Genomic DNA, 24,015 nt, shown 5'->3' on the forward strand with positions numbered 1-24,015 from the left:
ACGGGCGTCGAGGAAACTCTACGCCCGTGCACGCATGTTAAGGGTAGGAAAAAAAGAGAATGGCGAAGAGAGATTATTACGAGGTTTTAGGCGTCAGTAAGGGCGCCGATGAACGTGAAATCAAAAAGGCCTATAAACGCCTGGCAGTAAAGTATCACCCGGACCGTAATCAGGACGAGAACGATACCGGTGAAAATTTTAAAGAAGTTAAAGAAGCTTACGAAATTCTGACTGACCCACAAAAACGTGCAGCATATGATCAATATGGTCATGCAGCCTTTGAACAAGGTGGCATGGGCGGCGGCGGTTTTGGTGGTGGCGGTGGTGCTGATTTTAGCGACATTTTTGGTGATGTTTTCGGTGATATCTTTGGTGGTGGCCGCCGTCAGCGTGCTTCCCGTGGTTCCGATCTACGCTACAACATGGATCTGACACTGGAAGAAGCCGTACGCGGCGTGACTAAAGAAATTCGCATCCCAACGCTGAATGAGTGTGATGTTTGCCACGGTAGTGGCGCTAAGCCGGGAAGTTCGCCAGTCACTTGTTCGACTTGCCGTGGTGCAGGTCAGGTACATATGCGCCAAGGGTTCTTTACCGTCCAGCAGGCATGTCCTACTTGTCAGGGGAATGGTCAAATCATTAAAGATCCTTGCAACAAGTGCCATGGGCATGGCCGTGTTGAAAAATCCAAAACACTGTCGGTTAAGATCCCCGCCGGTGTTGATACCGGTGACCGCATTCGCTTAAGTGGCGAAGGTGAAGCGGGTGAACATGGCGCGCCAGCAGGTGATTTATATGTTCAGGTGCAAGTTAAAGCGCACCCAATCTTCGAACGTGAAGGCAATAACCTGTATTGTGAAGTGCCAATTAACTTTGCTATGGCAGCCTTAGGCGGCGAGATTGAAGTCCCAACGCTGGATGGCCGGGTTAAGCTGAAAGTCCCAGCAGAGACCCAAACCGGCAAGCTGTTCCGCATGCGTGGCAAGGGTGTTAAATCTGTGCGTGGCGGAAGTCAGGGTGACCTGTTATGTCGTGTTGTGGTTGAGACACCAGTCCATCTGAGCGAAAAACAGAAACAGCTACTGCGCGAACTGGAAGAGAGTTTCGTCGGTGCTGCGGGTGAGAAAAATAGTCCCCGATCTAAAAGCTTCTTAGATGGCGTTAAGAAATTCTTTGACGATTTGACTCGCTGATCAATGAGTTGTTAATCGGCTAAGAACGTGCAAGAAAACGAAAAATCCTCGATTAACGTCGGGGATTTTTTTCATCGCCAACTAAATATATATGTGAAGTAAATCATTAATAGCTCGGTTTTTTCGATCATTTGATGCCATAAAAACGACTTTTTTCGAGTTGAAGACTATCTTAAAATTGATGCATTGATTCGCCGAGCACAGGCTCACTGTCCGATGTAAGGAGTTATTCATTGTGACAAACATGATCCGTCAATTTTTACGCCAAGAGGCCGCAGGTGGGCTGATTCTAATTTTAGCTGCCACCGTCGCCTTATTTATGGCTAACAGCCCCCTATTTAGCATTTACCAATCATTTCTTGATGTACCGGTATCGGTAAAGATAGCCTCGCTGGATATCAGCAAGCCACTATTACTGTGGATTAATGACGGTTTAATGGCGATATTCTTCCTGATGATTGGGTTGGAGGTTAAGCGCGAATTGATGGAAGGTTCGTTAGCTGGCCGCGATAAAGCGGTTTTTCCGGCCATAGCAGCATTAGGTGGTATGCTGGCACCGGCTTTGATTTATCTATTATTTAACGGTGCTGATGAGGTTACCCGCCAGGGCTGGGCAATTCCTGCGGCTACTGATATCGCCTTTGCGTTAGGGGTGATGGCTCTGTTGGGAAATCGGGTTCCAACCAGTCTTAAAGTCTTTTTACTGGCACTGGCCATTATTGATGACTTGGGTGTCATCATCATTATTGCGTTGTTCTATACCCACGAGGTTTCACTGCAAGCCTTAGGCATAGCTGCTGCGGCTATTGCGCTACTGGCTTACATGAATTGGCGTGGGGTAGGGAAAACCTCTGCCTATCTACTGGTGGGATTGGTATTGTGGGTCTGCATCCTCAAATCAGGTGTGCATGCGACCTTAGCCGGGGTCATTGTCGGCTTTATGATACCGCTGCACACTAAAGATAAGCGTTCACCGTCAGAATCGCTCGAACATGGTTTGCACCCATGGGTTGCTTATTTGATCTTGCCACTGTTTGCGTTTGCCAATGCGGGGGTTTCATTGCAAGGCGTTTCACTCGCTGGATTGACATCGCTATTGCCTCTGGGGATTGCGAGCGGTCTGTTTATTGGTAAGCCACTGGGGATTTTCCTCTTTAGTTGGCTCGCGGTTAAGTTAGGGGTGGCTAAACTACCTGACGCGATAAACTTTAAGCAGATTTTTGCGGTGTCGGTGCTATGCGGTATCGGTTTTACTATGTCGATATTTATCGCGTCGCTGGCATTTGATGGCGCCGATCTCGCTTTGCTTACCTATTCTAAGTTGGGCATATTATTAGGCTCCACCACCGCAGCCATTGTGGGTTATAGCTTGTTGCGTATGGCCTTGCCAGCAACAAGAAAAATAACTCGCTGATTAATATTTGAATGACCAGTGCCGCTCATAAAGGTACTGGTGTTCTACCTGATGGATTTCTAGGCTTACCGTCAGAACAGGGAACGTTTAGTCGTGCATGAGGTTATATACACCCTAAATAATTCGAGTTGCAGGAAGCCGGCAAGTGAAAGGCAGATTGGTTGTAAACCATTTTGAACGCTGCCAATGCACATGCAACTTGAAGTAGGACGGGTATATCTGGCTCGCCGATATGTTAAGGGGATAACAACATGCGAATGTCACATATCAATTTCAATCATCTTTATTACTTTTGGCAGGTCTGTAAAGAAGGTTCAGTCGTCGGTGCAGCAGAAGCATTATTCCTGACGCCACAAACAATTACCGGGCAAATTAAAGCGTTGGAAGAGCGTCTGGGGGGGAAGTTATTTAAGCGACAAGGGCGAGGCTTGGTGCCATCAGAGTTGGGGCAGTTGGTCTTTCGTTATGCGGATAAAATGTTCATGCTTAGCCATGAAATGCTGGATATCGTTAATTATCGCAAAGAATCTAATCTACTTTTCGATGTTGGTGTTGCCGATGCATTATCCAAGCGTTTGGTGAGCCAGGTTCTGGAAACGGCTGTCGTTGAGAACGAAAAGATTCATCTGCGCTGTTTTGAATCGACCCACGAAATGCTGCTGGAGCAGTTGAGTCAGCACAAACTGGATATGATTCTGTCCGATTGTCCGGTTGACTCCAGCCAACAAGAAGGGTTGTTCTCTGTCAAACTGGGCGAATGCAGTGTGAGTTTTTATTGTCGTCAGCCCATCCCTGATTTACCTTTCCCTGCTTGTTTGCAGCAAAAGCGTTTGTTGATACCGGGCCGTCGTTCCATGCTTGGGCGCAAATTGCTGAACTGGATTAACAGTAAAGGGCTACAGGTAGAGATTTTGGGTGAGTTTGATGACGCGGCCCTGATGAATGCTTTCGCTATTTATAACAATGCTATTTTTGTTGCACCGACAATGTACGCTGCTGATACCTACGCTAAAGATGACCAGATAGTCGAAATTGGCCGCTTAGACAGTGTGCAGGAAGAATATTATGTGATTTTTGCCGAGCGTATGATCCAACATCCGGCAGTGCAGCGGGTATGTAACAAAGATTTTTCCGCGCTCTTTAGTGGCTAAATAGCCACGTTACCTTGCAAACTACAGCTGTGTTGATTGCACTCGTTGATAAATATGTCAGCTTATCGGGATTAATGAGTGCCACCCTAGGGGCTGACATAAATGCTGTTACATCGGGCTTATACCAATTTGTCATTTGATGGCTGATTTTCTGACTTTCTGACTTTCTGACTTTCTGCGTTTTGAAGTCTATAGGCTATAAATGGGTCTTGCCGTGAATAGGCTAAATTATAAGCAATTCAAAAAATAGATATAAAAAAACCGGCCTGGGCCGGTCTTTTTACTAAGCAGTCGACGTAATGCAATTACTGCATTGCGTTGATTTGCGCGACTAAGTTAGACTTATGACGTGCTGCTTTGTTTTTGTGGATCAGACCTTTACAGGACTGACGATCCACGATTGGTTGCATTTCATTAAATGCTTTTTGCGCTGTGTCTTTATCGCCAGCTGCGATTGCCGCATACACCTTCTTAATGAAGGTACGCACCATTGAGCGACGGCTAGCGTTATGCTTGCGGCGTTTCTCAGACTGTACGGCGCGTTTCTTAGCTGATTTGATATTAGCCAAGGTCCAACTCCCAAATATATTCTATTGAGGACAATTCAAAGGCCAAGGAATATGCCCTTTCAGCCTTCGTTTGTCAATGGATTTGTGCAAATAAGCGCCGTTTGTACGGGCGGCACTTGCTACGTTGTGATGGAGCGGGATTTTACCAGCTTCGCGCTGCGGAATACAGTCTTTCGAAAGAAAAATCCACAGTTCACTGCCTTGAAGGGATTCGACGGTGGTTCTTGTAAAAATCTCAGCCTGCTTCTGTATTCAAACTCCGTGCGCATTCTACAGGATAAAGTCAGTAAAAGGGATTTTACCTGCACAATATTGGCAAAATGGTATGACTTTCGGTTAAAGGTGCCAATCGCGGGTTAACCTTAACGGCTGTACAAGGTATAATCCGGCGATTTCCACTGTTTTGAGCCAGCTATGGAGCTAATTCGCGGTATACATAATATCCGGGCACGCCACCATGGTTGCGTGCTAACTATCGGTAACTTTGATGGTGTCCATCGTGGACATCAGGCCTTATTGGAGCAGCTAAAGTGTGAAGGTCAGCGCTTGGGTTTGTCCGTAATGGTTATGATATTTGAACCGCAACCACTGGAATTGTTTGCAGCGGACAAAGCACCAGCAAGGCTAACGCGCCTGCGGGATAAAGCCAGATATCTGGCTGAGGCCGGCGTTGATTATCTGTTGTGCGTAAAATTTGATCCGCGTTTTGCAGCTAATACTGCGCAAGCTTTTGTTGCTCAGTTGCTGGTAGAGAAGTTGGGTGTTAAGTTTTTAACTGTTGGTGATGACTTCCGCTTTGGCGCAGAGCGTCAGGGGGATTTTCAACTGTTACAGCAAGCCGGTGCTGAATTTGGTTTCGATGTTATCAGCACAGATAGCTTTTGTGATGGTGGGTTACGCATTAGCAGCACCGCAATTCGTCAGGCACTTTATAATGACGATTTGGTGTTGGCTGAGGCGTTGCTTGGCCACCCCTATAGCATTTCCGGCCGAGTGGTTCATGGTGATGAACTGGGGCGTACGATTGGTTTCCCCACGGCGAATTTGCCATTAAAACGTTTAGTCGCTCCGGTGAAAGGAGTGTATGCGGTTGATGTGTATGGCTTGGGTCCAAAGCCATTACCCGGAGTTGCCAATATTGGTACCCGGCCTACCGTTGCTGGTGTTCGCCAGCAACTAGAGGTTCATCTGCTGGATGTAACTATGGATCTTTATGGGTGCCATATTGACGTGGTGCTCCGCGCGAAACTGCGCAACGAACAGCGTTTTGCTTCGCTCGATGCCCTGAAGCAGCAAATCGCCCATGATGTGGTGACGGCCCGAACATTTTTCGGGCTAAAGACACCGGTTTAATATTTCTAGCCGAAACGGAACCGAGAATCTAATGAGTGACTACAAGAATACCCTGAACTTGCCTGAAACAGGGTTCCCGATGCGCGGCGATCTGGCTAAGCGTGAACCTGACATGCTGAAACGTTGGTATGAGCAGGATCTGTACGGGATTATTCGTACGGCCAAGAAAGGTAAAAAAACCTTTATTTTGCACGACGGCCCTCCTTATGCGAACGGCAACATTCACATTGGTCACTCTGTTAACAAAATTCTCAAAGACATTATTGTTAAATCGAAAGGAATGGCGGGTTACGACTCCCCTTATATTCCAGGGTGGGACTGCCATGGTTTGCCGATCGAGTTAAAAGTTGAACAGTTAATTGGTAAGCCGGGCGAGAAAGTCAGTGCCGCAGAGTTCCGTGCTGCCTGCCGTAAATATGCTGCTGAACAGGTTGAAGGCCAGAAGAAAGACTTCATCCGCCTGGGAGTATTGGGCGATTGGGACCATCCTTATCTGACGATGGATTTCAAAACTGAAGCCAATATCATTCGTGCATTAAGCAAAATCATTGATAACGGCCACCTGCACAAAGGCGCGAAGCCAGTGCATTGGTGTACCGATTGCGGTTCGTCACTGGCTGAAGCAGAAGTTGAATATTACGATAAAACCTCACCTTCTATCGATGTGCGCTTTAATGCCGTCGATGTAGCGGCTGTTGCCGCCAAATTTAATGTTGCGGCGATTAACGGCCCGATTTCACTGGTTATCTGGACGACAACTCCGTGGACCTTGCCCGCTAACCGTGCGATTTCACTGAATGCTGAATACATTTACCAACTTGTTCAGGTCAATGGCGAATGCCTGATTCTGGCAGAAGACCTGGTTGAAAGTGTCATGAAGCGCGCAGGTATTGCTGAATGGACGGTATTGGGGAGCTGCAAAGGTTCTGATTTGGAACTGCTGCGTTTCAATCATCCGTTTATGGGCTTTGATGTGCCAGCAATTTTAGGCGATCACGTCACACTGGATGCCGGTACTGGTGCGGTTCACACTGCACCTGGTCACGGCCCGGATGACTTTGTTATCGGCCAGAAATACGGTTTGGAAGTTGCCAATCCGGTTGGTCCGAATGGCTGCTATTTGGCGGGGACGTATCCTACTCTGGATGGCATGTTCGTCTTTAAAGCCAACGATGTGATTGTTGAGTTGCTGCGTGAAAAAGGCGCACTGCTGAAAGTTGAAAAACTGGTTCACAGCTACCCGTGCTGCTGGCGTCATAAAACACCTATTATCTTCCGTGCTACACCACAATGGTTTATCAGCATGGATCAGAAAGGCCTGCGTAAGCAGTCGCTGGAAGAGATTAAAGGCGTGCAATGGATCCCCGATTGGGGTCAGGCGCGTATCGAAACCATGGTGGCAAACCGCCCTGATTGGTGTATCTCGCGTCAGCGTACCTGGGGCGTGCCGATGTCCCTGTTTGTGCACAAAGAGACTGAAGCACTACATCCACGTAGCACTGAGCTGATGGAAGAAGTCGCCAAACGCGTTGAGCAAGACGGTATTCAGGCATGGTGGGATCTGGATCCTGCGGAAATCCTCGGTGCTGATGCCGCCGATTACACCAAAGTGCCAGACACCTTGGACGTATGGTTTGACTCCGGTTCAACTCATTCGTCGGTGGTTGACGTGCGTCCTGAATTTGGTGGTCATAGCCCGGATATGTACCTGGAGGGTTCTGATCAACACCGTGGCTGGTTTATGTCTTCACTGATGATAGCAACCGCGATGAAAGGCAAAGCGCCTTATCGCCAAGTGCTGACCCATGGTTTTACCGTTGATGGGCAAGGGCGCAAAATGTCCAAATCCATCGGTAACACGATCAGCCCGCAAGATGTGATGAACAAACTGGGTGGTGACATTCTGCGTCTGTGGGTGGCATCAACCGATTACACCGGTGAGATCGCGGTTTCTGACGAAATCCTGAAACGCTCTGCTGACTCTTATCGCCGTATCCGTAACACTGCGCGCTTCTTGCTGGCGAATCTAAATGGGTTTGATCCTGCGCTGCATCAGGTGAAACCGGAAGATATGGTAGTAGTGGACCGCTGGGCAGTCGGCCGTGCCCAGGCAGCTCAAGCTGAGATCATGGCAGCGTACGAAAGTTACGATTTCCACTTGGTGGTGCAGCGCTTGATGCAGTTCTGCTCGGTTGAAATGGGATCCTTCTATTTGGATATCATTAAAGACCGCCAGTACACCGCGAAAGGCGACAGTGTTGCCCGCCGCAGTTGCCAGACTGCGTTGTTCCATATCGCAGAAGCATTGGTGCGCTGGATGGCACCTATTATGTCCTTTACCGCAGATGAGATCTGGAACCAACTGCCAGGCAGTCGTCCACAGTATGTCTTCACCGAAGAGTGGTATGACGGTCTGTTCGGGTTGGCGGGTGATGAAAGTATGAACGATACTTTCTGGGCCGAGCTGTTAAAAGTCCGTGGCGAAGTCAACAAGGTGTTAGAGCAGGCCCGTAGTGATAAGCGTATCGGTGGTTCATTGGAGGCGGCAGTTACCTTGTTCGCCGAACCTGAACTGGCTGCGCGATTGAACAGTTTGCAAGATGAATTGCGTTTTGTGCTGTTGACCTCAGCTGCGAAAGTTGCCCCTTATGCTGATGCGGGTGATGATGCGCTGCAAAGTGAGTTGATTGCCGGGCTGAAAATCACCTTTAATAAGGCTGATGGTGAGAAGTGCCCGCGTTGCTGGCATTACACTCAAGATGTCGGTTTGGTAGCGGAACATGCTGAATTGTGCGGCCGCTGTGTCACTAACGTTGCCGGAGACGGTGAAGAGCGTAAGTTCGCCTAATGAGTAAACCTATTTGTTCGACCGGATTGCGCTGGTTATGGCTGGCGGTATTGGTGGTTATTTTGGATCTCAGCAGCAAACAGTGGGTCATGACCCACTTTGCCCTGTATGAGTCAGTGCCGGTGATCCCGTTTTTTAACCTGACCTACGCACAGAATTTTGGCGCAGCCTTTAGCTTCCTTGCCGATAAAAGTGGCTGGCAGCGTTGGTTCTTTGCGGGCATAGCTATCGGTATTTCAGTGGTATTAATGGTGCTGATGTATCGCTCTACTGCCAAACAACGCCTGCTCAATTGTGCTTATGCTCTGATTATTGGTGGGGCATTAGGTAACTTATTTGATCGCATGGTGCATGGTGCGGTGATCGATTTTATCGATTTCCACGTCAATAACTGGCATTTCCCAACCTTTAACATCGCCGATACCGCTATCTGTATCGGTGCTGCGTTGGTTATCTTTGAGGGTTTTTTAAGCCCTGCTGAAAAAACGGCCATGAATAAAGGTGAATGAGATGTCCGAGCGTGTACCAGCTAATCAAGTACAAGACCATTTTGTACAAGACCATGTTATACAAGACAAAAGCGCCGTATTGGTGCACTTCATTCTGAAACTGGAAGATGGTTCAACGGCGGAATCAACACATATTCACGGTAAACCTGCGCTGTTTCGTTTAGGTGATGACAGCCTCTCTGATGCACTTGAGCAGCAGTTAATTGGTTTGAAAGTAGGTGATAAGCATGCTTTCACTTTACAACCTGAAGATGCGTTTGGTTTGGAAAGCCCTGATTTGATTCAGTACTTCACCCAGCGTGACTTTGCTCAAACTGGCGTGCCAGATGCCGGTACTATTATGCTATTTACCTCCCGTGATGGCAGTGAAATGCCAGGTGTGGTGCGGGAAGTGGCGGAAGAGTCTATTACTGTTGATTTTAATCACCCGTTGGCAGGGCATTCCATTAGCTTTGAAATTGAAGTGTTGGAGATTGACCCGCAACAGGAGGCAATGCATGCAGATATTGCTGGCTAATCCACGCGGCTTTTGTGCCGGAGTTGATCGGGCTATCAGTATTGTTGAACGCGCGATCGAAATGTATGGCGCGCCAATTTATGTGCGCCATGAAGTGGTACACAACCGTTATGTGGTTGATAGCTTGCGTGAACGTGGTGCTATCTTTATCGAGGAGATTTCAGAAGTGCCAGATGGCTCTATTCTGATTTTCTCGGCCCATGGCGTGTCGCAGGCTGTGCGAGCAGAAGCTCGTGAGCGCAAGCTTACTATGCTGTTTGACGCAACCTGCCCATTGGTGACCAAAGTTCATATGGAAGTCGCACGTGCTAGCCGCAAGGGTAAAGAAGCCATCTTGATAGGCCACGCCGGTCACCCGGAAGTGGAGGGTACCATGGGGCAATACAGCAACCCGAAAGGGGGGATGTATCTGGTTGAATCACCTGATGATGTATGGGCTTTGCAGGTTAAAGATGAGAACAATCTGTGTTTTATGACACAGACGACCTTGTCGGTTGATGATACCTCTGCAATTATCGATGCCTTACACCAGCGTTTCCCGAAGATTGTCGGTCCACGCAAAGATGATATCTGCTATGCCACGACCAACCGGCAAGAGGCGGTGCGCAATCTGGCTAATGATGCCGATGTGGTCTTAGTGGTTGGCTCGAAAAACTCCTCTAACTCTAATCGGTTGGCTGAGTTGGCACAGCGGATGGGTAAGCCTGCTTATCTCATTGATTCAGCGGCCGATATACAAGAGTTATGGTTACAGGGGGCTGCGTGTATCGGTGTTACCGCTGGCGCATCTGCTCCCGATATTCTGGTACAGCAAGTTATTGCGCGCTTGCAAGCTCTCGGTGCTGGTGGGTCTATCGAACTTAGTGGCCGTGAAGAGAGTATCGTCTTCGAAGTACCTAAAGAATTACGTGTCGATGTAAAACAGATCGACTGATTGATATCGTGCTTCAGCGTTAAAAAGCAGCCCTCAGTGGCTGCTTTTTTATGGGTGTATTTCACCATAACTGCATGAATATGCGAAATAACCGCACTATGCCAGATGAAGTGTTTCCGAGTATTTTACCCTAAATAATTCGAGTTGCAGGAAGGCGGCTTGCGGCGGCCTTAACGAGGCGAGGCCCAAGGGTGGGCCGAGTAACGAACGCAGTCAACGCACATGCAGCTTGAAGTATGACGGGTATGTAAGGAATTAAGTGGTTTCACTGATAAAAGCATGCGTATATCATTTTTTTCTAATACAGATTAAATAGGCTGGCAGAGTCCATAGCGGGCGGCTAATCTGAACCTTGGTCAGGGTAGATGACACAATATGAGAGGAAGTATGACTGATTCAACAATTCGTATCGCTGTTGTCGGCGCGGGTGGCCGTATGGGCCGACAACTTATCCAGGCAATTACTCACACTGAAGGTGTGGTGCTGGGGGCTGCTGTTGAACGTGTCGGATCCACATTAGTGGGGAGCGATGCCGGCGAACTGGCCGGAGCGGGGTTGTTAAACATCACAGTAAGTGATGATTTATCTGACGTAGTTGATCATTTTGATGTGTTGATCGATTTTACCCGGCCTGAAGGCACGCTGGAGCATTTAGCCATTTGTCGTCAATATGGTAAGGCGATGATAATTGGCACTACTGGCTTTGATGATGCAGGTAAAGAAGCCATCAGGGCTGCGGCAACGGACATTGCTATTGTGTTCGCTGCCAATTTCAGTGTTGGGGTTAATGTGGTGCTAAAGCTGCTAGAAAAGGCAGCGAAAGTGATGGGCGACTATACCGATATCGAAATAATCGAGGCACATCATCGGCATAAAGTTGACGCACCTTCAGGTACTGCGCTGGCGATGGGGGAGGCAATTGCTGACTCACTAGGGCGTTCACTGAAAGATTGCGCGGTTTATAGCCGTGAAGGTCATACCGGCGAACGCAAACCCGGCACTATCGGTTTCGCAACCGTGCGTGCTGGCGATATTGTTGGAGAGCATACGGCTATGTTTGCTGATATTGGCGAGCGCGTTGAGATCACACACAAAGCGACCAGCCGTATGACTTTTGCCAATGGTGCGGTTAAATCGGCTATTTGGGTGTCAATGCGGGATAATGGCTTGTTTGATATGCGTGATGTATTGAATTTGAATGAACTTTAAAGGTTTAAAGCACAGCCAGTGATGTGGTTGTTTTTATCATAATCGTTTGATAACAGGGCAATATTTTATTGTCCTTTTTTATTTGTTTTAATAAATAATTATTTCATCAATAATTATTGATATAACCTTTATTTATCTATGTTTTTGTCTATTTTTTTATCTTTTAATCCCTTCCTTGGTCATTGGTTCTGATTTTTACTGCTCTGGAACGATATTTCTCAGTCACTACACCTCGCAACCGTTTACTATGTTAAGTTAGCATGTGTTTTTACCGCTATAATCCACTCATTTTAATGAGAACGGTAAAAAACAGAGAAAAAATGGCACTTTGGCTAGACAAAAGCGTCACTCATCATTAAAATGCGCCCAATTTGCCAAAAATTAGCTTTGGGGGCGGTTTTTGCATTGATTTAGATCGCCAGATATGAATTAATATGCAAATAATGTGACTGTTTATTCCTTGGAGGATGTTTTGATTAAGTCAGCGCTATTGGTTCTCGAAGACGGAACCCAATTTCACGGTCGGGCCATCGGGGCAGAGGGTACGGCAGTGGGGGAAGTGGTCTTCAATACGTCGATGACCGGTTATCAAGAAATCCTCACTGATCCTTCCTACTCCCGCCAGATCGTTACTCTTACTTATCCTCATATCGGCAATGTCGGCACTAATGCTTCCGACGAAGAATCCTCCGCAGTACACGCCCAAGGTCTTGTTATTCGCGACCTGCCTTTGATTGCCAGCAACTACCGTAATGAAGAAGGCTTAGCTGAGTATCTCAAGCGCCACAACATTGTTGCGATTGCTGATATCGATACGCGTAAGCTGACACGTTTGCTGCGTGAGAAAGGGGCACAAAACGGCTGCATTATTGTGGGTGACTTGTCTGATGCCACTTTAGCACTAGAAAAGGCGAAAGTATTCCCGGGCCTGAAGGGGATGGATCTGGCAAAAGAAGTGAGCACGAAAGAGCGTTATGACTGGTTGCAAGGTAGCTGGACTCTGGAAGGTGACTTACCTGCGGCAACGCCACCAGAAGATTTGCCATTCCATGTGGTGGCATACGACTACGGCGTGAAGCGCAATATTCTGCGCATGCTGGTGGATAGAGGCTGTCGCCTGACGGTAGTTCCGGCACAGACACCGGCAGAAGAGGTGCTGAAGCTGAACCCAGATGGCATTTTCTTATCCAACGGCCCAGGTGACCCAGAGCCATGTGATTATGCTATCGCGGCCATTAAGCGTTTTCTGGAAACCGACATTCCGGTGTTCGGCATCTGTTTAGGCCACCAATTACTGGCGCTGGCCAGTGGTGCAAAAACGGTAAAAATGAAGTTTGGTCACCACGGTGGCAACCATCCGGTGAAAGATTTAGATGCCGATTGCGTGATGATCACCGCACAGAACCACGGTTTTGCGGTAGATGAAACCACATTGCCATCCAACCTGCGAACGACACATGTTTCTTTATTCGATGGTTCTCTGCAAGGGATTCACCGCACTGATAAAGCCGCATTTAGCTTCCAGGGGCACCCAGAGGCCAGCCCAGGTCCGCATGATGCAGCGCCATTGTTTGATCACTTTATCGAACTGATTGAAGCTTACCGCGCAACAACTGCAAGCCGTAACAGTAGCCATACCAATAAATAATCAGGAGCCTCAAACCATGCCAAAACGTACAGATATAAAAAGCATCCTGATTCTGGGCGCTGGCCCAATCGTTATCGGCCAGGCCTGTGAGTTTGACTACTCTGGGGCTCAGGCTTGTAAGGCACTGCGTGAAGAAGGTTACCGTGTCATTCTGGTGAACTCCAATCCGGCAACCATCATGACTGACCCGGAAATGGCCGACGCCACTTATATCGAGCCAATCCACTGGGAAGTGGTACGCAAAATTATTGAAAAAGAGCGTCCAGATGCCGTTTTGCCCACTATGGGTGGCCAAACCGCACTGAACTGTGCGCTGGAGCTGGAACGCAAGGGCGTTCTGGCTGAGTTTGGTGTCACCATGATTGGTGCCACTGCCGATGCTATCGATAAAGCAGAAGACCGCCGTCGCTTTGATATCGCGATGAAGAAAATTGGTTTGGACACTGCACGTTCTGGTATCGCGCACAATATGGAAGAAGCACTGGCCGTAGCGGCTGATGTGGGCTTCCCTTGTATTATCCGCCCTTCCTTTACTATGGGCGGCACCGGCGGCGGTATCGCGTATAACCGTGAAGAGTTTGAAGAGATTTGTGAACGTGGGCTGGATTTATCGCCAACCAAAGAGCTGTTGATCGATGAGTCGCTGATTGGTTGGAAAGAGTATGAGATGGAAGTTGTGCGTGACAAAAACGACAACTGCATCATCGTCTGCTCCATCGAAAACTTCGATGCGATGGGTATCCACACCGGTGACTCGATCACCGTTGCTCCAGCTCAGACGCTGACTGATAAAGAATACCAAATCATGCGTAATGCCTCGATGGCAGTGCTGCGTGAAATCGGCGTAGAAACCGGTGGCTCCAACGTGCAGTTCTCGGTTAACCCGAAAAATGGCCGTTTGATTGTTATCGAAATGAACCCACGGGTATCCCGTTCTTCCGCTCTGGCCTCTAAAGCAACCGGCTTCCCGATTGCTAAAATTGCCGCCAAGCTGGCAGTAGGTTACACGCTGGATGAGTTGATGAATGATATCACTGGTGGTCGCACGCCGGCCTCCTTTGAGCCATCTATCGACTATGTTGTGACCAAAATCCCACGTTTTAACTTCGAAAAATTTGCCGGTGCGAATGACCGTCTGACCACACAGATGAAATCGGTTGGCGAAGTGATGGCAATTGGCCGCACCTTGCAGGAATCGCTGCAAAAAGCCTTGCGCGGTCTGGAAGTGGGCGCGACCGGTTTTGACCCGAAAGTGAGTTTGGATGACCCAGAAGCACTGACAAAAATTCGCCGCGAATTGAAAGAGGCCGGCTCTGATCGTATCTGGTATATCGCCGATGCTTTCCGTGCAGGCATGTCGGTTGATGGCGTTTTCAATCTGACTAACGTTGACCGCTGGTTCCTGGTGCAGATTGAAGAGTTGGTTCGTCTGGAAGAGAGCGTGGCAGAGTGCGGTATCAATGGCCTGAATGCTGATTTTATGCGCCAGTTGAAGCGCAAAGGCTTTGCCGATGCCCGTTTGGCAAAATTGGTCGGCGCGGCGGAAAGTGAAGTGCGTAAGCTGCGTTACAAGCAGGGTTTGCATCCGGTTTACAAGCGTGTAGATACCTGTGCGGCTGAATTCTCTACCGATACCGCCTACATGTACTCAACCTACGAGGAAGAGTGTGAATCCAACCCAACCAGTGATCGTCCGAAAGTGATGGTACTGGGCGGCGGCCCGAACCGTATCGGCCAGGGTATTGAATTCGACTACTGTTGTGTACATGCGTCACTGGCGCTGCGTGAAGACGGTTATGAGACCATCATGGTGAACTGTAACCCTGAAACGGTTTCGACCGACTACGATACCTCTGATCGCCTCTATTTCGAATCTGTCACCCTGGAAGATGTGTTGGAAATCGTGCGTATTGAGAAGCCGCAAGGCGTTATCGTGCAGTACGGTGGTCAGACTCCATTGAAATTAGCACGTGAACTGGAAGCTGCCGGTGTTCCTGTTATCGGTACCAGCCCGGATGCTATCGACCGTGCAGAAGACCGTGAGCGTTTCCAACAGGCGGTAAATCGTCTGGGCTTGAAACAGCCCGCGAACGCGACGGTTGCTACTATCGAACAAGCCGTAGAGAAAGCCACGGGTCTGGGTTATCCGCTAGTGGTCCGCCCATCGTATGTCTTGGGTGGTCGCGCGATGGAAATTGTTTATGACGAAGTTGACTTGCGCCGCTACTTCCAAAATGCAGTGAGTGTCTCCAACGATGCACCCGTGCTGTTGGATCGTTTCCTCGATGACGCTGTTGAAGTGGATGTTGATGCCATTTGCGACGGTGAGCGCGTGTTGATCGGTGGCATTATGGAGCACATTGAGCAAGCAGGGGTGCACTCCGGTGACTCAGCCTGTTCATTGCCCGCTTACACCCTGAGTAAAGAAATTCAGGATGTGATGCGCCAACAAGTTGAAAAACTGGCGTTTGAACTCTGCGTGCGCGGTTTAATGAATGTGCAGTTTGCCGTAAAGAATAACGAAGTTTATCTGATTGAAGTTAACCCTCGAGCAGCCCGTACCGTACCATTTGTGTCTAAAGCCACCGGTATGCCACTGGCAAAAATCGCCGCACGCGTGATGGTGGGGCAGTCATTGACAGAGCAGGGTATTCTGGAAGAAATTATCCCGCCTTATTACTCGGTAAAAGAAGTGGTATTGCCGTTTAACAAGTTCCCAGGTGTGGATCCGATTTTAGGACCAGAAATGCGTTCTACCGGTGAAGTGATGGGGGTCGGCCGGACCTTCGCTGAAGCTTTCTCTAAAGCCATGTTGGGCAGTCAATCTGGTATGAAAAAGAGTGGCCGCGCACTGTTATCGGTTCGTGAGGGAGATAAACACCGAGTGGTTGACTTGGCTGCCAAGTTGCTCAAACAGGGTTTTGAATTGGATGCAACCCACGGTACTGCGGTGGTTCTAGGCGAGGCAGGGATAAATCCACGCTTAGTCAACAAGGTACATGAAGGCCGTCCACACATTCAGGACCGTATCAAGAATGGCGAATATACTTATATTGTGAATACAACGGCAGGGCGTCAGGCGATTGAAGATTCTAAACTGATCCGCCGTAGTGCTTTGCAATATAAAGTGCATTACGACACTACCTTGAATGGTGGCTTCGCAACCGCGATGGCTTTGAATGCGGACCCTACCGAGCAAGTGATTTCAGTACAAGAAATGCATGCCAAGATTAAGAATATGAAAGCTTAATTTGGGCGCTAAGAAAGGGGGCGATGGAAACATCGCCCTTTTTTATGCTTACTATTTATAAAATCGCGCTTTTTACCCGCATAAACAGTATTTTTTATGCGCAGAAGTATTATTCATAAACGATAGTATTGTTCATAAACAATATTGGTGAAGATCAATGTTCGTGCGGGTTGTGGATAGTAGCTTATAGCTAGGCGTTAACAATCGGCGCAGCTAGCTTAATGCAACTTTGATACCCAGGCCGATCAACAGGCCGCCCAGTAATTTATCGACAACTTTTTGCACTTTCGCCAAACCGCGGCGTACGGGCGCACTTTGAATCAGAATTACCAGTAGGGGCCACCAGATAACGGCCAGTAGCCAGATGATTGAGGCGTACCACAGTTTCTCACCCACGCCGGAGTCTATCTGTAATATTTGTGTGAAAACGGCGAGAAAGAAAAGAGTCGCTTTGGGATTCAATAAATTGCAAAGATATCCCTGCAAGAATGCGGCTTTCAGCGTGACGGGATATTGTGCAGTGTTATCGATACTAAGCTTACTATCTCCTCGTGATAGCAGTGCCTGGATACCAATCCAGATCAAATAACAGGCTCCGGCATATTTCAGCAGGTTGAATAGCCATGGTGTGGTAGTGATAACAACTGCCAGGCCAGCCACGCAATAAGACATATGTGTCGCAACACCCAAAATTACACCAAGGGCTGTCATCATGGCTGCGGGGCGGCGATAGCGGGCAGCATTTTTGATTACCAGAAAGAAATCTGGCCCAGGGGAGAGCATGCCCAAGGTAGCAAGGGTGGCAACAAATATAGAGGTTTCAAGCATAAGGATTACCGAGTGATAGTGGTGCTGTCTGGCGATCATAACGCCACTTGGCTCCCTCTGCATTATTCTTATTTGTTATCTGTGGTGGTTTGGTTATCAGTAGTGATGGGATTGCAACAGATGTCTTTTACTTTTTGACGGATAGCGATGCACGAATATGAGCCTGGAAAATGTAATAAACAGTGATGTTTCGCATCAACAGCAGCGAGAGATTACGCGATTGTGCATCAAATGCGCCCTAATGCTGTTGCAGCATGGGGCAGAAAGTATGCTAGTTGAGCAGCTATCTGCACGGCTTGGTATGGCTCTGGGGATGGACAGCGTTGAGAGTTCTATCTCGGCTAACGCAATCGTGTTGACCACTATCAGCGAAGGTAACTGCCTGACATCTACCCGTAAAAATACCGATCGTGGCATCAATATGCAGGTAGTCACTGAAGTGCAGCATATTGTGATTATGGCGGAGCATCGCTTATTGGATGCAAAAGATGTGGAAAAACGCTTCGAGCATATCAAACCTCTGCGTTATCCGCGCTGGCTGGTCGTTGTGATGGTGGCGCTCTCTTGTGGCTGTTTCAGTAAATTAAACGGTGGTGGTTGGGATGCGTTTTCCATTAGCTTTTTAGCCAGCGGGTTGGCGATGTTTGTTCGCCAGAGTCTGACGATTAATCATATGAATCCGCTGATTAATTTCTGCATCACTGCTTTTGTTGCCACATCCGCATCCGGTTTGTTGATGCGTTTACCGTTTTTCCAGGAAGCATCCAGCGTGGCGATGGCGGCCAGCGTACTGCTACTCGTGCCTGGGTTCCCGTTGATTAATGCGGTAGCCGATATGTTTAAGGGCCACGTTAATACCGGTTTGGCCCGTTGGGCGATGGCAAGTTTATTAACGTTATCAACCTGTATTGGGGTGATATTCGCGATGGCGTTATGGGGATTGCGGGGGTGGTAATGAATTTACTCTGGGCATTATTACAAGACATGGTGTTGGCGGCTATCCCGGCACTGGGTTTTGCTATGGTATTTAATGTGCCGGTGCGGGCATTGCGTTACTGCGCATTACTGGGAGCGGTCGGGCACGGTTCGCGTATGTTAATGATCCATTTTGGTATGAATATCGAGCTGGCTTCATTATTGGCTTCAATTATGATTGGCGTCATCGGGATTAACTGGTCACGCTGGTTGCTGGCACATCCAAAAGTTTTCACTGTCGCGGCTGTTATTCCTATGTTTCCGGGTATTTCCGCCTATACCGCAATGATATCGGTCGTTGAGATTTCTCACTTGGGTTATAGCGAAGCGTTAATGTCCACGATGGTGACCAATTTCTTGAAAGCGTCATTTATTGTTGGAGCGTTGTCGATTGGTTTATCTTTGCCAGGATTATGGTTATATCGCAAACGTCCTGGTGTATAAGACTTTTTTTCTGCTCTGTTCTTGTATCAGGCTAAGAGCAATCTTATATGTGTGATTAGCCTGCTTATCGCTATCGACGCTTGATTAGGCTTTACGTATAGTGTGAGCAATTTTTCGGTACTGGCTCTTGTAGCCTACAGGGTTTAAAAATGATTATCAGCCTGATCGCTGCGTTGGCGGCGGATCGCGTTATTGGTATGGAAAACGCCATGCCATGGCACCTACCGGCTGATTTAGCGTGGTTCAAACGTAACACGTTAAATAAACCGGTAATTATGGGTCGTAAGACCTTCGAATCAATCGGTCGTCCTTTGCCGGGGCGGTTGAATATTGTTATCAGTAGCCAGCCGGGTACTGATGAGCGCGTGACCTGGGCTACGTCAATTGAAGAAGCTCTCTCTTTCGCAGGTGACGTAGAAGAAGTTATGGTGATGGGGGGGGGACGGGTCTATAAGCAATTCTTAGCTCGCGCGAATCGTATGTATCTTACCCATATCGATGCGGAAGTAGGGGGGGACACTCATTTCCCTGACTATGAGCCGGATGAGTGGGAAAGCACATTCAGTGAGTTTCATGACGCAGATGAAGCGAACTCGCACAGCTATTGTTTTGAGATCCTTGAGCGCCGCTGATTATTGCTACCATCCCAAATAAGACCTGCCTGCCTCAAACAAGAACGTCACCAAAAATAAAGGCGCATATTATGCGCCTTTATTTTTTAACATCTAATTATCAGTATGTTACAGATAACTAAAGGGATCTTTTGCCGCTGCTATTTCATCAGTGTTACTTACTTCTGCTTCCACTTTGAATGCATGCTGTGTGAAATAGCGTTTATCTTCCCAGCGCAGCAGCGTTAAATCGCCGCCCCAGCAACAGCCGGTATCCAAGCCATAAATACCTTCAGGAACACCTTTCCCTTCCAGCGATGCCCAGTGACCAAAAATAATTGAATAGTCAGGGGAGACCAATCTTGGCAACTCGAACCAAGGCTTGAGTGGAGCGGGGGCATTTTCTGGCGTATCTTTACAGATCATATCCAACTGCCCGTTCGGGAAACAAAAACGCATGCGAGTCAGTGCATTAGTACTAAAACGCAAGCGTGCTAGCCCGGATAGCTCTGGTGACCAGTTATTCGGCATATCGCCGTACATGGCATCGAGGAAGAGTGGATAGCTATCACTACTTAATACCGCCTCCACTTCACGTGCACACATTTGGGCGGTTTCAATATCCCATTGAGGTGTTATCCCGGCATGAGCCATGATCAATTTTAATTCATCATCAACTTGTAAGACCGGTTGGCGACGCAGCCAATTAATCAGCTCATCAGCATCCGGCGCCTCAAGCAGTGGAGTAATACGATCTTTGGGTTTATTACGGCTGATACCGGCATAAACGGCCAGTAAATGCAGGTCATGGTTACCCAGAACCATACGAACAGCAGGCCCTAATGAGCGGACATAACGTAAAACATCCAGTGATGCTGGGCCACGGGCAACTAAATCACCGGTTAACCACAAAGTATCCTGCTGCGGATCAAAGCTCACCTGTGCTAATAGCGCAAGCAGCTCATCGAGGCAGCCATGAACATCGCCAATAAGATAAGTAGACATAGTTGAAAGGTCAGAGTTAATGGATCAGTGCTGGGATCGCTAAGCGGAACACCGGAATTGCAGTACGGAAGGGCTGACCAAGGTGATCAACCATCTCATAATGCCCTTCCATGGTACCCAGCGGGGTTTCCAGTACAGCACCGCTGGTGTATTGAAACTCATTACCTGGCTGGATCAACGGCTGTTCGCCGATGACCCCTTCACCCTGAACTTCAGTCTGCCGGCCATTACTATTAGTGATTAACCAATAACGGCCAATCAGTTGCACATTTGAACGACCCAAATTGCGTATCGTCACGGTATAGGCGAAGACGAAACGTTCTTCATCAGGTATCGACTGGGTTTCCACATAGATACTCTGCACCTGTACACAAACGCGGGGCTGTTCAATCATAATGTGCTCCTGCTTATTCTTGCGGTGTCGATTGAGCTGAAAGCCAGTTAGCCAGCTTACAGTATTGCGCTACCGAAATATTCTCTGCCCGTAATATCGGGTCAATACCTAATTCGATTAACTGCTCTGGAGTGAATAGATCACCTAAGCTGTTACGCACGGTTTTTCTGCGCTGATTAAATGCTTGCGTGGTAATGCGGCTAAGCATACGAACGTCACCAACCGGATTCGGCATGTTGACATGCGGAATCAAGCGCACCACGGCCGAATCAACTTTTGGCGCGGGGGTAAACGCCGTTGGCGGTACTTCTAGCACCGGGATAACATTGCAATAGTATTGCGCCATCACCGTCAGTCGGCCATACGCTTTACTATTAGGTCCTGCGACCAGACGATTAACCACTTCTTTTTGCAACATGAAATGCATGTCACGAATAGCATCAGTATAGCTGAAAAGATGGAACATCAGCGGGGTGGAAATGTTGTATGGCAAGTTACCAAACACACGTAATGGCTGCCCTGCAAGCTCTGCTAACTCAGAAAAATTAACTTTCATCGCATCTTGTTGATGGATGGTTAGCTTGTCTTTCAGTTGCGGATGGCTGGCTAAACGAGCCGCCAGATCGCGATCAAGCTCGATCACCGTCATATGATCCATACGCGCAGCAACAGGTTCAGTCAATGCCCCTAAACCGGGACCTATTTCAACTACGGCTTCGCCAGGAACGGGGTGAATTGCAGAAACAATACTGTCGATGACAAACTGATCGTTTAAAAAGTTTTGTCCAAAGCGTTTGCGGGCAAAATGCCCTTGGTGGACTCTATTATTCATTGCTGTTATTTATCATTTTAATGGCTAAGTTTAATGCCGTAATGAAACTGCCAACATCGGCAGAACCGGTTGCGGCGAGTTCTAAAGCGGTACCGTGATCCACAGAAGTGCGGATAAAAGGCAAACCGAGAGTGATATTTACTGCTCGGCCAAACCCTTGATACTTCAGCACTGGCAATCCTTGATCATGATACATCGCCAGAACCGCATCTGCATGTTGTAGATATTTAGGCTGAAATAGGGTGTCTGCTGGTAGAGGGCCGATAAGATTTATACCTTGCTGACGCAGTGCATCTAGTGCAGGAATAATGGTATCGATCTCTTCATGGCCCATATGGCCACCTTCACCTGCGTGAGGATTCAGTCCGCACACGTAAATCTGTGGTTGGCTAATGCCAAATTTGGTTTTCAGGTCACTATCAAGAATGGTGATCACTTCATGCAGGCTAGCTTGAGTGATTGCGCCAGGTACGGCCAGCAGAGGTAAGTGGGTTGTCGCCAATGCCACACGTAACTCTTCAGTTGCCAGCATCATCACTACCCGTGGGCAGAGGCTGCGATCTGCAAAAAACTCGGTGTGTCCGATAAAAGGGATGCCAGCATCATTGATAATACTTTTTTGTACCGGGCCGGTGACCAATGCAGAAAATTCCCCGCTTATCGCGCCATCACAAGCCTTGGCCAATGTTTCCACAACATAGTGGCTGTTTTGGATGTCGAGTTTGCCGGGGATCACTTCTGTGGCCGTTTTTACCGGCAAGATAGTCAGTGACCCCGCTTGTTGCGCTAACGCAGGCTTGCTGGCTTGATATTCACGCAACTGCAAAGGCAGATTAAGCTGACGGGCCCGAGCAAGTAGCAAGGCCGGATCGGCACACACCACTAACTCAACAGGCCAATCCTGTTGAGCCAGGGCGACGACTAAATCGGGCCCGACCCCGGCTGGCTCACCGGGGGTAATAACAATACGATTATTATGGTTGTGCATTACTACCATCAAGAATTTTTACATAAGCAGCAGCACGCTGCTCTTGCATCCAAGTTTGAGCTTCTTCAGCAAATTTACGGCTAAAGAGCATACGGTATGCCTTGTCTTTCTGTGCTGCATCAGTCTTGTCTACCTGACGTGTATCGACAACCTGAATTAAGTGCCAGCCGAAAGAAGAGTGAACCGGTGCACTGATCTCACCTTTTTGCAGTTTCATCAGCGCATCACGGAACGCCGGGTCATAAATATCTGGTGATGCCCAACCTAAATCACCGCCTTGCATTGCAGAACCAGGATCCTGAGAGATCTCTTTGGCAATAGTGGCGAAGCTGGATTTACCACTCTTAATATCTGCCGCCGCTGCCGCTAACTTGGCACGAGCCTGATCGTCGGTCATTACCGGTGAAGGTTTCAGCAAGATGTGGCGGGCGTGAACTTCAGTCACGGAAAAGGTCTTATCCGCACCACGGATATCATTTACTTTCAGGATGTGGAAACCGACACCAGAACGGATTGGCCCGACAACATCACCTTTGTTCGCAGTTTGTAATCTTTCAGCAAACAAAGAAGGCAGTTCCTGTAATTTGCCCCAACCCATCTGGCCGCCTTTCAGCGCCTGAGAGTCCGCCGAGTTGGCGATAGCCAATTTACCAAAATCAGCGCCGCCTTTAATGTCGGAGACTAATTTGTTAGCCAGCTCTTCAGCCTGATCAACTTGTTGCTGAGAGGGATTTTCTGGCAATGGGATAAGAATGTGGCTGAGGTTCAGTTCAGCATCACCGCTGGTCTGGTTCCCAACTTGTTTGGCCAGTGACTCAACTTCCTGTGGCAGGATAGTTATTCGGCGGCGTACTTCGTTGTTACGCACTTCAGAAGTCAGCATCTCTTTACGGATCTGCTCGCGGTAAGTGTCATAATTCAGGCCATCAGCAGCCAGACGACTACGCATCTGAGCGGGAGTCATGCGGTTTTGCGCAGCGATATCAGCAATGGCTTTATCCAATGCTTCATCACTGATAGTAATGCCCATCTTCTTCGCCATCTGTAACTGGATATTATCCATGATCAGACGCTCAAGAATCTGATGACGTAACGTCGCATCATCAGGAACTTGTTGCCCAGACTGCTGTGCATTCAGTTTCACGGATTGTAACAGACCGTCAACGTCACTTTGCAAAACGACGCCGTTATCAACCACTGCGGCAACTTTATCAACTTCTTGTGGTGCTGCGAACGCGGTATTGGCACAGACAACCAATCCGAGAATAAGCGTTCTCCAGTTCTTCATACCTTTTCCATTTATGTAATCCGCTTTAGCGGGTTAAAATTCACTGTATTCAGTG

The 24,015-nt window shown here is 48.3% G+C and carries 21 protein-coding genes; 14 read left to right on the forward strand and 7 right to left on the reverse strand.

Annotation, left to right across the window (positions count from 1 at the left end):
• The first annotated feature begins 59 nt into the window (after positions 1-59).
• The 3 genes from dnaJ (at position 60) to nhaR (ending at position 3,758) form a co-directional block, all read left to right on the forward strand.
• On the forward strand, positions 60-1,193 hold the full coding sequence (gene dnaJ, locus Q2T72_RS03550) for a molecular chaperone DnaJ (RefSeq protein ID WP_083160619.1): 1,134 nt from the start codon (positions 60-62) through the stop codon (positions 1,191-1,193).
• A gap of 235 nt (positions 1,194-1,428) precedes the next feature.
• On the forward strand, positions 1,429-2,607 hold the full coding sequence (nhaA, locus tag Q2T72_RS03555) for a Na+/H+ antiporter NhaA (RefSeq protein ID WP_083160617.1): 1,179 nt from the start codon (positions 1,429-1,431) through the stop codon (positions 2,605-2,607).
• Positions 2,608-2,858: 251 nt separating this feature from the next.
• Positions 2,859-3,758, forward strand: coding sequence for a transcriptional activator NhaR (gene nhaR, locus Q2T72_RS03560; RefSeq protein ID WP_083160614.1), 900 nt, complete (start codon positions 2,859-2,861; stop codon positions 3,756-3,758).
• Between the two features lie 305 nt (positions 3,759-4,063).
• Here the strand turns inward: nhaR and rpsT are convergent, their stop codons facing one another.
• On the reverse strand, positions 4,064-4,327 hold the full coding sequence (rpsT, locus tag Q2T72_RS03565; RefSeq protein WP_050086134.1) for a 30S ribosomal protein S20: 264 nt from the start codon (positions 4,325-4,327) through the stop codon (positions 4,064-4,066).
• 414 nt (positions 4,328-4,741) lie between these two features.
• Between rpsT and ribF the strand changes: the two genes are divergently transcribed.
• The 8 genes from ribF to carB all read left to right on the forward strand — a co-directional run bounded on the left by ribF (position 4,742) and on the right by carB (position 16,595).
• The gene (gene ribF, locus Q2T72_RS03570) at positions 4,742-5,680 is read left to right on the forward strand and encodes a bifunctional riboflavin kinase/FAD synthetase (RefSeq protein WP_372568654.1); all 939 of its coding nucleotides are present in this window, start codon (positions 4,742-4,744) and stop codon (positions 5,678-5,680) included.
• A gap of 31 nt (positions 5,681-5,711) precedes the next feature.
• On the forward strand, positions 5,712-8,528 hold the full coding sequence (ileS, locus tag Q2T72_RS03575; protein WP_372568655.1) for an isoleucine--tRNA ligase: 2,817 nt from the start codon (positions 5,712-5,714) through the stop codon (positions 8,526-8,528).
• Complete coding sequence (gene lspA / locus Q2T72_RS03580; protein ID WP_083160608.1) at positions 8,528-9,037, forward strand: signal peptidase II; 510 nt, start codon at positions 8,528-8,530, stop codon at positions 9,035-9,037. The genes ileS and lspA overlap by 1 nt, the downstream gene beginning before the upstream one ends.
• 1 nt (position 9,038) lies before the next feature.
• Positions 9,039-9,554, forward strand: a complete 516-nt coding sequence (fkpB, locus tag Q2T72_RS03585; RefSeq protein WP_193784729.1) for an FKBP-type peptidyl-prolyl cis-trans isomerase — start codon at positions 9,039-9,041, stop codon at positions 9,552-9,554.
• The gene (ispH, locus tag Q2T72_RS03590) at positions 9,535-10,488 is read left to right on the forward strand and encodes a 4-hydroxy-3-methylbut-2-enyl diphosphate reductase (protein ID WP_372557977.1); all 954 of its coding nucleotides are present in this window, start codon (positions 9,535-9,537) and stop codon (positions 10,486-10,488) included. Before fkpB ends, ispH begins: the two co-directional genes overlap by 20 nt.
• Before the next feature lie 387 nt (positions 10,489-10,875).
• The gene (dapB, locus tag Q2T72_RS03595) at positions 10,876-11,697 is read left to right on the forward strand and encodes a 4-hydroxy-tetrahydrodipicolinate reductase (protein ID WP_083160604.1); all 822 of its coding nucleotides are present in this window, start codon (positions 10,876-10,878) and stop codon (positions 11,695-11,697) included.
• A gap of 472 nt (positions 11,698-12,169) precedes the next feature.
• Positions 12,170-13,345, forward strand: a complete 1,176-nt coding sequence (gene carA, locus Q2T72_RS03600) for a glutamine-hydrolyzing carbamoyl-phosphate synthase small subunit (RefSeq protein WP_372568656.1) — start codon at positions 12,170-12,172, stop codon at positions 13,343-13,345.
• Between the two features lie 16 nt (positions 13,346-13,361).
• The gene (carB, locus tag Q2T72_RS03605; protein ID WP_372568657.1) at positions 13,362-16,595 is read left to right on the forward strand and encodes a carbamoyl-phosphate synthase large subunit; all 3,234 of its coding nucleotides are present in this window, start codon (positions 13,362-13,364) and stop codon (positions 16,593-16,595) included.
• A 213-nt stretch (positions 16,596-16,808) separates the two neighbouring features.
• Here carB and Q2T72_RS03610 read toward each other — a convergent pair whose 3' ends face one another.
• Entirely contained in the window at positions 16,809-17,423 is a 615-nt protein-coding gene (locus tag Q2T72_RS03610) for a LysE family transporter (protein ID WP_083160600.1), read from the reverse strand.
• A gap of 157 nt (positions 17,424-17,580) precedes the next feature.
• Between Q2T72_RS03610 and Q2T72_RS03615 the strand changes: the two genes are divergently transcribed.
• The 3 genes from Q2T72_RS03615 to folA all read left to right on the forward strand — a co-directional run bounded on the left by Q2T72_RS03615 (position 17,581) and on the right by folA (position 19,474).
• Positions 17,581-18,378 carry a threonine/serine exporter ThrE family protein gene (locus Q2T72_RS03615; RefSeq protein WP_083160598.1) on the forward strand — a complete coding sequence of 266 codons (798 nt, stop codon included), beginning with the start codon at positions 17,581-17,583 and terminating at the stop codon, positions 18,376-18,378.
• Complete coding sequence (locus tag Q2T72_RS03620) at positions 18,378-18,842, forward strand: threonine/serine exporter (protein WP_193784728.1); 465 nt, start codon at positions 18,378-18,380, stop codon at positions 18,840-18,842. The genes Q2T72_RS03615 and Q2T72_RS03620 overlap by 1 nt, the downstream gene beginning before the upstream one ends.
• Positions 18,843-18,991: 149 nt before the next feature.
• Positions 18,992-19,474 (forward strand): type 3 dihydrofolate reductase, encoded by a 483-nt coding sequence (gene folA, locus Q2T72_RS03625; RefSeq protein ID WP_083160596.1) that lies wholly within the window; start codon positions 18,992-18,994, stop codon positions 19,472-19,474.
• A gap of 108 nt (positions 19,475-19,582) precedes the next feature.
• Here folA and apaH read toward each other — a convergent pair whose 3' ends face one another.
• Genes apaH through surA form a run of 5 tightly spaced genes read right to left on the reverse strand, consistent with a single transcriptional unit; the run spans position 19,583 to position 23,960 of the window.
• Positions 19,583-20,458 carry a bis(5'-nucleosyl)-tetraphosphatase (symmetrical) ApaH gene (gene apaH, locus Q2T72_RS03630; protein WP_083160594.1) on the reverse strand — a complete coding sequence of 292 codons (876 nt, stop codon included), beginning with the start codon at positions 20,456-20,458 and terminating at the stop codon, positions 19,583-19,585.
• A gap of 16 nt (positions 20,459-20,474) precedes the next feature.
• Positions 20,475-20,852, reverse strand: a complete 378-nt coding sequence (gene apaG / locus Q2T72_RS03635) for a Co2+/Mg2+ efflux protein ApaG (RefSeq protein ID WP_083160592.1) — start codon at positions 20,850-20,852, stop codon at positions 20,475-20,477.
• 13 nt (positions 20,853-20,865) lie between these two features.
• Complete coding sequence (gene rsmA / locus Q2T72_RS03640) at positions 20,866-21,684, reverse strand: 16S rRNA (adenine(1518)-N(6)/adenine(1519)-N(6))-dimethyltransferase RsmA (RefSeq protein ID WP_083160590.1); 819 nt, start codon at positions 21,682-21,684, stop codon at positions 20,866-20,868.
• Positions 21,677-22,672 (reverse strand): 4-hydroxythreonine-4-phosphate dehydrogenase PdxA, encoded by a 996-nt coding sequence (pdxA, locus tag Q2T72_RS03645; protein ID WP_083160588.1) that lies wholly within the window; start codon positions 22,670-22,672, stop codon positions 21,677-21,679. Before pdxA ends, rsmA begins: the two co-directional genes overlap by 8 nt.
• Positions 22,659-23,960, reverse strand: a complete 1,302-nt coding sequence (surA, locus tag Q2T72_RS03650) for a peptidylprolyl isomerase SurA (protein ID WP_372568658.1) — start codon at positions 23,958-23,960, stop codon at positions 22,659-22,661. Before surA ends, pdxA begins: the two co-directional genes overlap by 14 nt.
• Positions 23,961-24,015: the final 55 nt, after the last annotated feature.

Source organism: Yersinia sp. 2466 StPb PI, from assembly GCF_041538325.1.
Classification (GTDB): Bacteria; Pseudomonadota; Gammaproteobacteria; order Enterobacterales; family Enterobacteriaceae; genus Yersinia; species Yersinia enterocolitica_E.